We start from the raw sequence: 12,884 nt of genomic DNA, 5'->3' as shown, positions 1-12,884 counted from the left end.
GGAAAACAGGGAGCCTTGTTTGTTACACAATTATTTGATAGTGTTATATAATTATTGGAAAGCGCTATTTTCTAAATAGAAAAACCCCTGTTTATAGCTATAAACAGGGGTTTTTGAAATAATGTACTATTTACATCATTATAGGATTGTTATTTCTCTCAGCACTTTAGGCAGGTAAAAAAACGCAAAAAGTAGAACCTTTTCCTAGTGCGCTTTCGGCTAATATATGTCCGCCATGGTTTTGAGCAATCTTTTTACAGATGGCTAAACCGATACCGGTGCCAGAATATTCTGTTTTTTGATGAAGACGTTGAAAAAGTTCAAAAATCTTATCAGCATGTTCTTGTTCAAAACCAATACCATTATCTATAATAGATATGCGGTAATAGGATTTGTGTTTTTTTATAAAATTATTAGGAATCTCATTCCGTTTTAATTTTTTACAATCAATGATGATTTTAGGGTCTTCTTTGCCACCGTATTTAATAGCGTTAGAAATAATATTATTAAATAATTGTTCCATCTGAAAGGGAACCGCATTAAGGGTAGGTAGGTTATCTACGATAATCTCTACGCCCGACTCCTTTATACGTGCTTCTAAATCTTCCTGTACTTTATCTATGATCTCTACTAGACTAACAGAAGTAAACTCGCTTTTTGTTTTGTTTATACGAGAATAAGACAATAGGTATTTGATAAGCATTCTCATACGTTCAGAAGAGGAACTAATCTTGGTAAAAAACTCTTTCCCTTTCTCTGACAAATTCTCATAATCACTATCTTCTATTCTAGAGATAAACATTTGAATTTTCCGTATAGGCTCTTGTAAGTCATGGCTGGCAACGCGGTTAAAGGATTCTAACTCCTCGTTAGATCTTTTGAGCTCCTGATTTTTCTCTTTTAATTTGAGTGCATCTTTTATTTGAGTAGAAATATCTTGTATTACCCCAATTAAGGCATTGTCTTGAAAGTGACCTGTAGTTCTAAAGTGTTTTATTTTTCTTGACTTATTAATAATGCGATAAGAAAAATCTACAGACTTCTTTTTATCAATAGCCTCCTTAAGATTTTTCTTGTACCCCGCAAGGTCTTCTGGATGTATAAATTTCTTATAATTTTCATGCGTCGGTAAAAATTCTTGAGGCTCGCAGTCTAAGAGACTGTATAGGTTATCTGATATTTCAGAATTATCTTCATCATCACTTAAAATATCCCAGCGGTAGCTCCCTATTTTTGCCAATGTTTTAGCATCTCTTAGAATAGCATTTTGTATTTTCAGCTGGTCGTTCACCTCTAAAATTTTCTGCTCATCTTGCTTCTGTTTCGAAATGTTCTTAGACGTAACACAGACCCCATCACCAGTTTTAATGGCATAGGTGTCAAACCACATATGAACGCCATTAAAGATGTAATCTCTTTCAAATTCCACAGGTTTACCAGTTAAAATCGCCTCTACAAAGAATTCAAAAACCCCATTTTCCATTAGAAATGGGTAGGCTTCCGAGATCTTCTTTTGTACTAATTCATCGGGAGATTGACCCGTTGTATTTTTAATTTCTTCATTGGTGTATAGGATAGAGAAATCTATAATAGTACCTTCCTTATCTAGTATTGGTTCAAAGTAACTAATAACATTATTGGTACTTCTAATGACATTTTGTAAGAACTCATCAGTTTCTTTTATCTCTTCATATTGCTCCTGCAGTTCTAAATTTAAGGTGTTAAGTTTTGCAACAGACTCTTTTTCATGAGTGGTGTTCTTAGCAATAACCAACAAACCATCATTCAAAGGCCTAATTAAAGATTCTAACCATATTTTTTTCCCATTTAAAAGTACTTGCCGACTTAGAATACCTTCTTTTTTATCTATAAAAGATTGCGCTAAAACGTCATATTCCCCATTCAGAACAGTAAATGGGAATATTTTTGAAATCGGTTGGCCAACAATAACTTCAGGATCTAGACCAAAATCAATTTTATTACGTTCATTGGCGTAGACTAATTTAAAATCAATTACCTCCCCATCTTCGTTTAAGATAGGTTCGTAAAAGTTTACAATATTTTCGGTTTTAGCCATTACATTAGCAAGGAATGCTTCTGCTCTAGACCTGCTTTTACGTTCGTTATTTATTTTTATAAAGGATAGAACAAATACAAACATGGCAAATGCTCCAAGGACTAAAATCATGAAAGGCGATAGGAAAGCATAAGAATTAAACTCTTCTTTACGTTCTTTTAAAAGTTTTTCTTCTTTAATTAACATAAAATTTTTACGTTGATTAAGCTCTGCCATAATGTGAGAGACTTCGTCTAGTTTGTTGCGTTCATTTGCAGAATATTTTAGTCGTACTTTAGGAGAAATGGCAATTGCTTTTAACGCGGTTACCAAGTTATTTTGTAATTCTCCAACGCGTGTTAAATGAGTGTGTTGTATGGGTTTGTCTAGGACTAACTCATTCAACCTGTTAAAGGTTCCCTTAGACTCATCAATATACTTTTGAAAAGAAATGGAAGTAACCAAAGTATCTTTCCGCAACAAATTGGTCAACTGTGCAGATTCCATTTGCGAATAAATAGCAAAAAGATTATTTATTTCTGTCTCTACTTCAAGGGTGTGTGTTACAGAATTGGCAGCTTGTTTAAACTCCGATATTTGTTTGTAGCTTATACTACCAATAAAGGTGAGTAAAGCCGCTGCAATAATTAGTAATACTACATAGAGTTTTGGGGATAATATTAGCTTTTTAGCCACGATGTTGTTCTTAAATTCTTAATAAAAAATTCTCTCTATTTAAGGCAGATGTTTGGTATTGCCAATTAAGCTGTAAAACTTTATCAATCACAGTTTTTAGTTCTCCAAAGCTATTAGGCTTATTGATATAGACATTAGCACCATTAATAAAGGTGTCTTCTATATCTCCCTCCGAAGAGGATGTGGAGTATATAGCAACTGATAAGTCACTGAGCTTAGGATTTTCTCTAATCTCTTTTAGGCATTGCATCCCATTTTTAATAGGCATATTTAAATCCAAAAAAATAACTTCTGGTAGTATTACATTGGGCAATACTAGGTAATCCATAAGTTCTTTACCATTGGTAAATAATGATAATTTTGTCTTTATTTTTATTTCTTCGATAGCATCTTTAAACAAAAGTCTATCGTCTTCATCATCATCTGCTAATGCAATGTTCAGTGTTTGGAATGCCATGGATAATTTATTAGTCTCTATCTATTGCCTTTTCTTTTCTCTTTTTGATAATTTTTTGAAAAGAAGAAGGAGTTAGTCCAGTTGTTTTTTTAAACTGTGTTGATAAATGAGCAACACTACTGTAATTTAACTTATACGCAATTTCAGTAAGGGTTAGATTATTCTCAATAATTAAAGTTTTGGCTACATCAATCTTTTTCAAAATAACAAAATTCTCAATGGAAGTATGAGTTATTTCAGAAAATAGATTTGAAAGATAGGCATAGGAATAGTCTAGCTTTTCTGACAAATAAGTAGATACATTATATTTTTGAGCTTCTTCATCGCCATTGACAACAAGAGTAACAGCATCTTTTATGCGCTGTACTAATGCTGTTTGTTGGTTGCTGATGATTTCTATACCGTATGCTGAAAGTTTTTCTGATAGAACTAACATTTGAGCACTACTAGGAGTTTGCTTAAAATCTATTTCTCCAGTACCTAGTAAAGTATAGGTGAACCCCATAGCGTCTAATTGCTCACAGAGCACTTTTCTGCATAAGGTGTTATATTCAAACTTTACATTTATTGTCATAAAAGCAACTTTACTAAGGCCAAAGGTGAGTTTTACAAATATCGTATATTTTTGAATGTACCCTTTCTTTGTTTAAGTTTTATTTAACCACTAAAAATGAGTTTGCTAATTAGTTATGCTCAAAATTGGATTTAGGAATTTCCTTAAAAAATTCTGCCATGACCGTATCACTAGACGGACTATAATTTGCTAGAACGGTTCCTTTAGCACCATCATTGGTTTCAATGATATATAAGATAGACATATCTGATGGATTGCTCATCCCTTCAAAACGAAATTCTTTTTTAATAAAAATGTCTTTTGGGGTATAGTTCTTTTTAGTTTCAAGATTTATGAGTGAGTTGTCTTGAGCTCTAAAATTGTGTGTGTACCCTTGTTCCTGATATTCTTTGATGTATTCTTTTTCACTTTTTGCATATTCCATAATGTAGCTTTTTAAACGTTTAAAAAAAGGACAAAATCAATAAATTGAGTTCTGTCCTTTTTAAATAATTAGTGTTTCAGATGCTCGTCATTAATTGTCATCTGTATGATCGTCAATTTCATCTCCTACTTCTTCAACGCCTTCTTCAATATCGTCTCCAACTTGTTCAATCTTGTCTTCTGTAGTTTTTTCCTCATCTCTACAACTTGAAACGGTTAAAAAAGAAGCTCCAAGAAATAAAATTAATAGGGTATGTATTACTGGCTTTTTCATTGTTTTAATTTTAAGTTAATACTTGTATTTAGTGCTTAGACTTTTTTTCTTCCAGTTAATAGGGAGATAATAAAAAGTACTAAGAATATAAAGAAAAGAATTTTAGCGATGCTTGCTGCACCTGCTGCGATTCCTCCGAAGCCGAATACTGCGGCTATTATTGCTAATATTATAAATGTGATTGTCCAACGTAACATAGTGTTTGTTTTTAGGTTAAATAGAAGTTAGCTCCTTGCCAACTCTCTGATACAAAGATGCAACCGTTTTAGAGTTTTGATTAACGTAATCGGTTAATTTGTTGCTCCATAAACAATTGATATTCTTTAGGATATAGCGCATAAAAAAAGGAATACTTTAAGGTATTCCTTTTTAGGTAAAATTTTGATGCTTAAAGAATTAGCTGATGTTCTCCATCACTTTTTCTTTTGCTAGATCTAATTCAATTTGATTCATTTGCTGTGTAAGCAACGTAACGGTACTAGACGGTAAGTTAGTTTCCGATAGTACATCTTTGTATTCATCAATGGCAGCCTTTTCACCTCTAATTGCTTCTTCTAGCATAGACTCTGCACTGTTAGAAGATACAAATGCTTTTACATCCATCCAAGTTCTGTGTGCCGCTGCAGCTATACTTCCGCCTTTATCAATGTTTTGTCCAAAACTATTGATTTCTGTTTTTAGATTGTGGCCAAAATCGTAGCGTTGCTGGCTTTTTCTAGTGAAGAAAGATTTTAAAACCACATTATCTGTGTTCTCTGCTGCTTTCTTATATCCTTTTTCTGCATCATAAGTTTTCTCTAGTAATGCATTTAATTTATTTCCTACTTCATCTGTATATGTACTCATAGTTATTGTATTAATGTGATGGGGTTATGTAATGCTACCCCTTTAGCATATCTCAAAGTTACTTTCATAACTTCATTGTGATTAATGCATTAGAAGTTTAGATTGCCGCTAAAAGATTTGTTTCGTTAAAAAAATGTTAGGCTTCATTTTGCTCCTTGGTGAACTTAAAATTTTCTGGAAAATCTAAAGTTCTAATAGGGAATGGGATATTTATATTATTTTCGTCAAATGCTTTTTTAATATAAATCATGGCTTCTGTCTTTGCTTTTGCTACCTCTAGAGCTGATGTAGAATCTATCCAAAATCTAGTTTCAAAATTAATAGAGCTGTCTCCAAATTCGGAATACAAAAAGATAACATCATCTTTATTTTCTACAGGATCAAAATTGGAGCTAATGGTTTCTTTAACTAAATCTCTTACAAATTCTAAATCTGATGAGTAACCAACGCCGCATGTTAAGATAACTCTAGACTGTGCAGTTGATGAGAAGTTTTTTATTGGATTTTCTAATACTAATTTATTAGGTAAATACACCAAGTTATTATCAGGCTGCCGTATGGTTACGGCGCGTAAATCTATATCTACCACTTCACCTTCAAAATCATTGCTTTCTATCCAATCTCCGAATTTTATCTGCTTAATATAGGATAATACAATTCCGGAAAATGTATTTGATAATGCTCCTTGCAAGGCTAAACCAACTGCTAATCCGGCAACTCCGGCTCCTGCCAAGATGGTATTTAGTGTTTTACTTAAATCTAAGATTCCTAAGACCAAGAATAAACCGGCTAGAATTACTAAAACAGAAATCAATTTTGCAATTACATTCTTCATTGATTTTTGAAGGCTGCTTTTGCTAAGAAGTTTTAAGGTTAATCTACTGATGTATTTTGAAAGAAAAATAACAATGGTGAATACTATTATGGCAATTATGATATTGGGTAAATTAATAATGATATTATTTAACCATGATTCTAATCTACTGGCCATCTTGTTCCAGGCATCTGCTAATTCAATTTTCATATATTTTTCTTTGAATGCACTAATTAGTGGTGCATTTTATGTGAAACTACTTAGTTTAGTTTGGTTGATGTGAAACGGAGAAAAAGAAAAACATGGCTTCAACTTTTAGGATCATTGAAACCATGCTTCATCAACCAACATTATAAAATGTACTCAAAGATACTTTGGTAATATGGTATGCACGTGCTATATCCATCGTATCATTAACGGTTATGAAATTTCACGATAGTGCTAATAATAAATGTATTGCGTATCTTAAAAGTTTAGAGAAAAGGGGAGCTTTGCATACTTAAAATTTTGAACGATGATAAAATCTATAATAAAAAAATTAAGAGCTTGGTATTATAAAGTTCTTTACAGTATTGCATTTTACCCTGTTTTATTAAGTGTATTGTTTTTAATTGTGGCGGCAATCACCAACCGTGTAGAGAGTTTAGATTTCATCATAAAGATTAAAGAGAAGGTACCGTATCTCTTCATATCGGACTATGATACTTCTAGAGCAATTTTAAATACATTGGTTGCCGGAATTTTATCGTTAACCGTGTTTAGTTTTTCCATGGTGATGGTGGTACTCAACCAAGCCTCTTCTAACTTTTCTCCTAGAGTATTACCTAGTTTAATATCTAATAAAAAACACCAATTAATTTTGGGCTTTTATATTGGAACTTTATTGTATTGTATTTTCTCTTTAATTACATTAGGCGCAAAAGGTGTAGACTCTAATGCTATAGGTTTTTCTACGATGCTTGCAGCGGTATTTAGTGTAGTTTGTATTGTGCTTTTTGTTGATTTTATTCACAACATATCAACCTCTATTCAAATAAATACTATTGTAGAACGTATTTATACTTCCAGTTCAAAATCTTTACAAAAGGCGTATGATGAACAGCACCAAAAAACAACATTGAGTGTTTTAGAGACCGATGATTTTAAACCTTTAATGGTTAAGGAGACGGGTTATTATTTAAGTTTTGATGTTTCGTTATTATCAGATTCTTATAAAGATGAAGAGTTACAGATAAATGTACTGCCTTATTTAAATCAACATTTGTGGGAAGGAGATGTGATAGCTACGGTCTCAAAGAATTTATCCGATCAACAGGTAGATGATTTATTATTCGGTTTTAGTTTATCTACTAACAGACATTCTGGAGACGAAGGTGTTGGAGGTATGATAAAACTAATGGAAATAGCGGTAAAAGCAATGTCTCCGGGGATTAATGATCCTGGTACTGCCATTGAAGCCATAACAAAATTAGGTAAGCTTTTGTATCAAGCTGTAGCATTTGCCAATGCAACCTCAGAAAATATAGCAGATACCAAATGGATTGTGGTATCCCATAATATAGCCATTGAAGAATTGATGCGTATTGTGGTACAGCCAATTCGCTTCTATGCAAAAGAAGATTGTACGGTGTTGTATCAATTAATAAAAGCTTTAAAATACTGTTTAACAAATCCAAATATCTCTGAAGACAATAAGGAAAGTATCGTTTCAGAACTCATGCTTATCAAAACTACTGTGGCTAAGCATATAGATAGCGCAGCGGATAAGGAAGTGTTATTAAAGTTGTTCTGATGCCAAAAAAAAGCCACAACATTAATTGTTGTGGCTTTTAGAGGAGAATTAATTCTCTTTATTTAAATAACTTTTTCACCAGCAGTAAGGTACTAAACTTACTAGCCATTTTAAATCCGGTTTGCACCCAATTTAATGGTGATAAATCTTCCTGAACTTTGTGCTTTAGACCTTTTAACTCCTCAATAGCAATTTTTCGTTCTAAGCTCAAAAGCTTCAAGTCAAGCTCAATTTCTTCGAATGAAGTATAATTTTTATTTCTCATGAGTCAAAATACGTTTTAGATAATTTCTGAATAATGATTCTATCAATGCGTTTTCTAACTAAATAGATAAGCAATACCAATAGAAAGAAGATTCCTCCAACAATTAAGTACCCTAAAGCCATACTGTCAAAATAGGCTCCAAGAGCGGCGGCTCCTGCAACAGCTATAAAAATTAGACCTAAAACGCATAAGCTTCCAAAAAGAACAATTTTCAACAAGTATGAAGACAATGTAGTCAACTGTTGAAATACTTTTAATTCAAAGTATTTCTTAGTAGATTTTACATATGCTTCCCCTGCTTCGGCTGCGCTGTTTGTAGTATCGTCTAAAGACTTTAAAATGCTCATGTTATGATTTCTGTAATTTCTTATTCTTTGCTTTTAACTCAGATAGCTTGCTTTCTAATGTATTGATTACATCTTCTGTTTTATGACTAACATCAGAAACTATGTGCTCTATTTGTGTATCTAAAGATTCTCTTTTAGAAGCAACTGAATGTGCTGCTCTATCTCTTAAATCTAAAGCCGTTTCCGCAAGTGTGTCTCTAGTAGACGCTGCTTGATCTGCTATTTTTTGTCTTGTATTTGCGCCTCTATCTGGTGCAAATAAAATTCCTAAGGTCGCTCCTATTGCGGTACCTGCTAATATCCCTAATAATGTATTACTGTTATTATTCATTTTACATGTTTTTAAATTAATAAGACAATTGTATCTCAATCATCTATATCAAAGTTAGGTAATAAGTATGATTAAAGTTGTCTTAATTACGTATTTGATTGACTGTAATGCTATGTTTTTAAAAGCGTTAAGAATAGAATGGATTGCAGCAAGTAGCGCTTAATTTTGAGCGTATATTGTGGGTAATAACAACTAAAAAAATATAAAATGGATATCAAGGAAAATGACGCAAAGACAAAATTTATAAAAGAATCTGACGAGGATACGGAACACTACGTACTTCAGAAAAATAAAAAGACAAAATTAGGCACAGGAATCATCATCGCATTTTTGCTTGTGCTAATCGTAGGAATTGTAGTTTCTGGAATTTTATTCGATTCCTAAAATAGATGTAAGCTTATACTATTAAAAAAGGGTCGCAAATTGCGACCCTTTTTTATAGATTAATTTTCATCATGTCTTATGTTTTTCCAACGATCCATAAACGCAAACTGACTTTGATCGATTCGTTGTCGTTCTTTTAATTCTGCCTCTTGCAGTTCAGGAGATAATTTATCTAATTCCCCGCCATAGTATCCAAGGGCTATTGCAGAAGTAATATGATAGTCTTCTGGCACTTCAAATAATTTTTCCGCTTTCTCATGATCTACACCGGCCATTTGGTGCATGGCTATTCCCATGTATTGTGCCTGTGTGGTCATGCTACCAACAGCAAGACCTAAATCATGCAAGGCGTGGAAATTATCTTTATCATCTTGAGTCTTTTTGTAATACGCTGTAAGCATCAGTAGTGGTGCATTGGTAGCCCATTCTTTGTTAAAATCGCTTAAACAAGATAGTATATCTTGATATGCATCAGAATTACGTTCTGCATAGATAAATCTCCAAGGTTGTATGTTGTTACTACTAGGAGACCATCGCACAGCTTCAAATAGCTGATTTAAATGTTGTTTTTTAACTCTTACATCTTTAAATGTTCTAGGGCTATAGCGTTGCTTTAAAAGTGCAAATATTTCATAATCACTGTCTGCAATATTTTCTAACTGTATTTGTTCCGGTGATGTCATAACTTTCTTTTTTTAACTTTCTTTTTCACTATCAAAATTACAAAAACAGCCATTTTTCTCTTGACGCTAATCCGTAATACATTGATTCTTTTGAAAATCAAGATGTTAAAAAAAGCGACTATAATTGCTCTTTATTGTGTACTTCTTGTCCGTACTCTTCTTTATAAATACGAAGTACAATTAGGAAGAGGCTAATTAGTAGCGGGCCAAAAATTAAACCTATAAATCCAAAGAGAGGAACTCCTACTATGACTCCGAGAAGAGTGATTAATGGGTGTACGTTATCTATTTTTTTTAAAATAAATAAACGCAGTAAGTTATCTGTAGACCCTATAATTACAATACCATAAATTAAGATTCCCCAAGCCTGGAAATCATTTCCTGAAGATAGGGTAAGAATAAACACGGGTAAAGTTCCTATAAAAGTTCCTACAAACGGAATCATAGACCCAATAAATACAACAATAGACCAAAAGAAAGGTTGTTCTATATTAAAAATTAGGAAACCAATTAAGGCTACAATTCCTTGCGCCAAGGCAACCAATGGGATGCCTAATGCGTTTGATCGCACCATAGTTTGTACATCTTTACCAATGACCTTCAAATTATCATTTCCTATTGGGATATACTCATAAAGAGATTCTCTTAATTGCCTACGGTTGGTAAGCATGTAGTATAACATAAAATACATTAAGCCTAAGGCAATTAGAATATTAAAAGTGCCACCGGCAAATGACTGTAGGTTTTCTGACAACCAATTAGAAAAAGCAGAAGCATCAATTTTAGAGGTTATATCATATCCTATTTTATCTTCCCAGGTTCCTAATTGTTCTTTACTCGCTTTAATAGCTTCTTCAGAATGGGCAACTGTATTTTCTATTTTGCTAGCTAACATCATCGCGATTCCTCCGACGGGAATGAGAATACCTATCACTGAGGCAATCAATAATAAACTCACGGCTAAATCTGGATTCCAACCGCGTTTCACTAATTTACTCATAGGCTTGCGCAGCAATACATAAAAAGTAATGGCTCCCAGAACGCCAGATAAATAGGGCAGCATTTCTTTAAAGATTAAGGATGACATTAATAAGATGAGCAGGATAATAAATAACTGCCTAATTACTTTGGGGTTTATAGCATTCATGGTATTAAGGTTTAGATTGTTGTTCAGAATTTGTGTCGTTGTTGTCTAATGCGAAGTAGCTTGGGGTAATCTTGTGACCGTATCTTTTAGCATAGATATAAGTAAACTCTGCCCCGAAAAATAAGATGAGACAGGAGTAAGAAACCCATAAAAGAATTAAGACTATTGTGCCTGCTGCGCCATAGGTAGATCCAGGATTGGCCTCGCCAAAGTAAAATCCTAAAAGCGATTTACCGATGACGAATAAGACGGCCGTAATGAGTGCGCCTATCCAAACAGTTTTCCATCTGATCTTAGCGTCTGGCATATACCGAAACATAAGAGCAAATAAGACAGTAATTATACTTACGGATACCGTAAAATCTAAGAAGTACGCAATGTAGATTAGGATATCCGGTAAAACTCTACGTATGTATTCATTTAAGGCAGAAATCCCTGCGGTAACTATAAAACTTACCAGTAATAAAAAGCCTATAACTAAAATGAACGCAAAACTTCTGGCCCTATCGGTAACCAATTTCCAAAAATTGGCATCCGGATTTGGTTTAATCTGCCAAATCTCATTTAAGGATAATTTTAATTGATAAAATACTCCAGTGGCTCCAAAAAGAAGAGTTCCTATGCCGACAATCGTAGAAATTAAGTTTTCCTCCTTGTTTTGAGTTCCAGCGATGATGGTTTCTATAGATTCTGCAGCATTACTGCCCAAAGCCGTAGAAATTTCAGAGGTTAGTCGGCCTTGAACAATATCCGTGCCCCAAATAGAGCCTACTATATTTATGATAATAATAAGCAAAGCGGGGAGCGACAATACAGCGTAATAGGCCACAACAGCACTTAGGCGCCATGGGTTTGCTTTGTCCCAAGCCTTATAAGTATCTACGATTAAAGACGGTAAATCTTTAAGTTTAAATTTTCTCTCGTTATTTTCTGCCATAGGTACTGAGCATTAGTAATTGTGGCGAAATGTACTCTTGAAATTTTAATAAGCTTAACTGTATCAAATAATATATTTCTTCAATAAATGAGGGACTGTTCTTAAAAGGTGATAATGGTCATTGATGGTTTATCCCGGGAAGTGTATTTTTGTAAGGCCATCCTTAAATACGGATGCTTTTTTAAAGCGTAAGAAATATGAAAAAAATACTCCTGTTTGTAGTTTTGCTTGCACTGGCTAGTTGTAAAACTACGAAGTTAGTAGATGAATATAAGAATCCTGAAAATGTAGTTTTTACAGCATATAAAGTTCTTTTGGTAGGAATGACGCCAAATGAGGAAAGTAGAGTTGCCTTTGAAAATCGATTAAAAGAAGAGTTTGATAAACGCAAAATAGAATCTATGCGTAGTATAGATCTTTTTGATGTGAATTTTACAGCTTCCGCTAAAACAGAAGAGGAGTTAAAAGCAGTAGAAAGACAATTGCTAGACAAAGATTTTGATGCCGTTTTATTTGCTAAGGTTCTGGGGTCCGAAAGTAAGCAAACACTTCGTAAAAAGATTTCTGATTGGGGGAACTATACAGGTAGATTCAGAGATGACTATTTTCAGCACCAAGATATTTATAATAATGACTGGAGTTATGATCAATTTAAAGTGTATCATACAGAGACCACTTTGTATTGTATTTGCGAAGGTAAAGAGCAATCTATGGTTTGGCGCGGCAGTATAGATTTAACAGACCCTAAAAATATAGATAAGTCTATAGACGAATATGTGAATCTTGTGGTAGCCGCTATGGAAGCACAAGATGTTTTATTTCATAAATAAGTGCTAAAGGCATCGCTTACCTGCAGAG

17 protein-coding genes are annotated in these 12,884 nt (G+C 33.4%); 3 read left to right on the top strand and 14 right to left on the bottom strand.

The genetic code is table 11. From position 1 onward, the window contains the following. Nucleotides 1-166: 166 nt before the first annotated feature. The 8 genes from BLQ19_RS02395 to BLQ19_RS02360 form a co-directional block, all read right to left on the bottom strand. A complete protein-coding gene (locus BLQ19_RS02395; protein WP_083332162.1) occupies nucleotides 167-2,752 on the bottom strand; it encodes an ATP-binding protein in 2,586 nt (861 codons plus the stop codon). A gap of 10 nt (nucleotides 2,753-2,762) precedes the next feature. Next, complete coding sequence (locus BLQ19_RS02390; protein ID WP_024482087.1) at nucleotides 2,763-3,209, bottom strand: response regulator; 447 nt, start codon at nucleotides 3,207-3,209, stop codon at nucleotides 2,763-2,765. A 10-nt stretch (nucleotides 3,210-3,219) separates the two neighbouring features. Further along, nucleotides 3,220-3,783: a helix-turn-helix domain-containing protein gene (locus BLQ19_RS02385; RefSeq protein ID WP_024482086.1), complete on the bottom strand. Its 564-nt coding sequence runs from the start codon at nucleotides 3,781-3,783 to the stop codon at nucleotides 3,220-3,222. A 109-nt stretch (nucleotides 3,784-3,892) separates the two neighbouring features. Further along, complete coding sequence (locus BLQ19_RS02380; protein WP_074537265.1) at nucleotides 3,893-4,207, bottom strand: hypothetical protein; 315 nt, start codon at nucleotides 4,205-4,207, stop codon at nucleotides 3,893-3,895. Between the two features lie 90 nt (nucleotides 4,208-4,297). Continuing rightward, a complete protein-coding gene (locus BLQ19_RS02375) occupies nucleotides 4,298-4,480 on the bottom strand; it encodes a hypothetical protein (protein ID WP_025616086.1) in 183 nt (60 codons plus the stop codon). Between the two features lie 35 nt (nucleotides 4,481-4,515). Then, on the bottom strand, nucleotides 4,516-4,677 hold the full coding sequence (locus BLQ19_RS02370) for a DUF1328 domain-containing protein (protein WP_024482083.1): 162 nt from the start codon (nucleotides 4,675-4,677) through the stop codon (nucleotides 4,516-4,518). Between the two features lie 199 nt (nucleotides 4,678-4,876). After that, nucleotides 4,877-5,326 (bottom strand): ferritin-like domain-containing protein, encoded by a 450-nt coding sequence (locus BLQ19_RS02365; protein ID WP_025616085.1) that lies wholly within the window; start codon nucleotides 5,324-5,326, stop codon nucleotides 4,877-4,879. Between the two features lie 136 nt (nucleotides 5,327-5,462). After that, nucleotides 5,463-6,350: a mechanosensitive ion channel family protein gene (locus tag BLQ19_RS02360; RefSeq protein ID WP_024482081.1), complete on the bottom strand. Its 888-nt coding sequence runs from the start codon at nucleotides 6,348-6,350 to the stop codon at nucleotides 5,463-5,465. A gap of 304 nt (nucleotides 6,351-6,654) precedes the next feature. Here BLQ19_RS02360 and BLQ19_RS02355 point away from each other — a divergent pair, with 304 nt between their 5' ends. After that, complete coding sequence (locus BLQ19_RS02355; protein WP_074537264.1) at nucleotides 6,655-7,932, top strand: DUF2254 domain-containing protein; 1,278 nt, start codon at nucleotides 6,655-6,657, stop codon at nucleotides 7,930-7,932. A 58-nt stretch (nucleotides 7,933-7,990) separates the two neighbouring features. Here the strand turns inward: BLQ19_RS02355 and BLQ19_RS02350 are convergent, their stop codons facing one another. Genes BLQ19_RS02350 through BLQ19_RS02340 form a run of 3 tightly spaced genes read right to left on the bottom strand, consistent with a single transcriptional unit; the run spans nucleotide 7,991 to nucleotide 8,875 of the window. After that, nucleotides 7,991-8,197, bottom strand: a complete 207-nt coding sequence (locus BLQ19_RS02350) for a DUF6327 family protein (protein WP_024482079.1) — start codon at nucleotides 8,195-8,197, stop codon at nucleotides 7,991-7,993. Continuing rightward, entirely contained in the window at nucleotides 8,194-8,544 is a 351-nt protein-coding gene (locus BLQ19_RS02345; RefSeq protein ID WP_024482078.1) for a hypothetical protein, read from the bottom strand. The genes BLQ19_RS02350 and BLQ19_RS02345 overlap by 4 nt, the downstream gene beginning before the upstream one ends. 1 nt (nucleotide 8,545) lies before the next feature. Continuing rightward, nucleotides 8,546-8,875 (bottom strand): YtxH domain-containing protein, encoded by a 330-nt coding sequence (locus tag BLQ19_RS02340; RefSeq protein ID WP_024482077.1) that lies wholly within the window; start codon nucleotides 8,873-8,875, stop codon nucleotides 8,546-8,548. Between the two features lie 207 nt (nucleotides 8,876-9,082). Between BLQ19_RS02340 and BLQ19_RS21160 the strand changes: the two genes are divergently transcribed. Then, nucleotides 9,083-9,259: a hypothetical protein gene (locus BLQ19_RS21160; protein ID WP_173399773.1), complete on the top strand. Its 177-nt coding sequence runs from the start codon at nucleotides 9,083-9,085 to the stop codon at nucleotides 9,257-9,259. Between the two features lie 59 nt (nucleotides 9,260-9,318). Here BLQ19_RS21160 and BLQ19_RS02335 read toward each other — a convergent pair whose 3' ends face one another. The 3 genes from BLQ19_RS02335 to BLQ19_RS02325 all read right to left on the bottom strand — a co-directional run bounded on the left by BLQ19_RS02335 (nucleotide 9,319) and on the right by BLQ19_RS02325 (nucleotide 12,026). Continuing rightward, nucleotides 9,319-9,942: a nitroreductase family protein gene (locus BLQ19_RS02335; protein ID WP_024482076.1), complete on the bottom strand. Its 624-nt coding sequence runs from the start codon at nucleotides 9,940-9,942 to the stop codon at nucleotides 9,319-9,321. A gap of 118 nt (nucleotides 9,943-10,060) precedes the next feature. Next, a complete protein-coding gene (locus BLQ19_RS02330; RefSeq protein WP_024482075.1) occupies nucleotides 10,061-11,089 on the bottom strand; it encodes an AI-2E family transporter in 1,029 nt (342 codons plus the stop codon). 4 nt (nucleotides 11,090-11,093) lie between these two features. Further along, the gene (locus BLQ19_RS02325; protein ID WP_025616083.1) at nucleotides 11,094-12,026 is read right to left on the bottom strand and encodes a YihY/virulence factor BrkB family protein; all 933 of its coding nucleotides are present in this window, start codon (nucleotides 12,024-12,026) and stop codon (nucleotides 11,094-11,096) included. Between the two features lie 197 nt (nucleotides 12,027-12,223). Here BLQ19_RS02325 and BLQ19_RS02320 point away from each other — a divergent pair, with 197 nt between their 5' ends. Next, entirely contained in the window at nucleotides 12,224-12,856 is a 633-nt protein-coding gene (locus tag BLQ19_RS02320) for a hypothetical protein (RefSeq protein ID WP_074537263.1), read from the top strand. Nucleotides 12,857-12,884 lie beyond the last annotated feature (28 nt).

Origin of the sequence: Cellulophaga baltica, assembly GCF_900102165.1 — a bacterium.
GTDB classification, from domain to species: domain Bacteria; phylum Bacteroidota; class Bacteroidia; order Flavobacteriales; family Flavobacteriaceae; genus Cellulophaga; species Cellulophaga baltica.
Note: the sequence above shows the minus strand (reverse complement) of the source record. Positions and strands in the feature narration are given on the sequence as shown.

Excerpts from the sequence above, each read along its gene's own strand:
- BLQ19_RS21160 (WP_173399773.1), top strand. The coding sequence starts at position 9,083 with ATGGATATCAAGGAAAATGACGCAAAGACAAAATTTATAAAAGAATCT.
- BLQ19_RS02390 (WP_024482087.1), bottom strand. The coding sequence starts at position 3,209 with ATGGCATTCCAAACACTGAACATTGCATTAGCAGATGATGATGAAGAC.
- BLQ19_RS02325 (WP_025616083.1), bottom strand. The coding sequence starts at position 12,026 with ATGGCAGAAAATAACGAGAGAAAATTTAAACTTAAAGATTTACCGTCT.
- BLQ19_RS02370 (WP_024482083.1), bottom strand. The coding sequence starts at position 4,677 with ATGTTACGTTGGACAATCACATTTATAATATTAGCAATAATAGCCGCA.
- BLQ19_RS02365 (WP_025616085.1), bottom strand. The coding sequence starts at position 5,326 with ATGAGTACATATACAGATGAAGTAGGAAATAAATTAAATGCATTACTA.
- BLQ19_RS02320 (WP_074537263.1), top strand. The coding sequence starts at position 12,224 with ATGAAAAAAATACTCCTGTTTGTAGTTTTGCTTGCACTGGCTAGTTGT.
- BLQ19_RS02350 (WP_024482079.1), bottom strand. The coding sequence starts at position 8,197 with ATGAGAAATAAAAATTATACTTCATTCGAAGAAATTGAGCTTGACTTG.
- BLQ19_RS02385 (WP_024482086.1), bottom strand. The coding sequence starts at position 3,783 with ATGACAATAAATGTAAAGTTTGAATATAACACCTTATGCAGAAAAGTG.
- BLQ19_RS02380 (WP_074537265.1), bottom strand. The coding sequence starts at position 4,207 with ATGGAATATGCAAAAAGTGAAAAAGAATACATCAAAGAATATCAGGAA.
- BLQ19_RS02335 (WP_024482076.1), bottom strand. The coding sequence starts at position 9,942 with ATGACATCACCGGAACAAATACAGTTAGAAAATATTGCAGACAGTGAT.
- BLQ19_RS02340 (WP_024482077.1), bottom strand. The coding sequence starts at position 8,875 with ATGAATAATAACAGTAATACATTATTAGGGATATTAGCAGGTACCGCA.
- BLQ19_RS02360 (WP_024482081.1), bottom strand. The coding sequence starts at position 6,350 with ATGAAAATTGAATTAGCAGATGCCTGGAACAAGATGGCCAGTAGATTA.
- BLQ19_RS02330 (WP_024482075.1), bottom strand. The coding sequence starts at position 11,089 with ATGAATGCTATAAACCCCAAAGTAATTAGGCAGTTATTTATTATCCTG.
- BLQ19_RS02375 (WP_025616086.1), bottom strand. The coding sequence starts at position 4,480 with ATGAAAAAGCCAGTAATACATACCCTATTAATTTTATTTCTTGGAGCT.
- BLQ19_RS02355 (WP_074537264.1), top strand. The coding sequence starts at position 6,655 with ATGATAAAATCTATAATAAAAAAATTAAGAGCTTGGTATTATAAAGTT.
- BLQ19_RS02345 (WP_024482078.1), bottom strand. The coding sequence starts at position 8,544 with ATGAGCATTTTAAAGTCTTTAGACGATACTACAAACAGCGCAGCCGAA.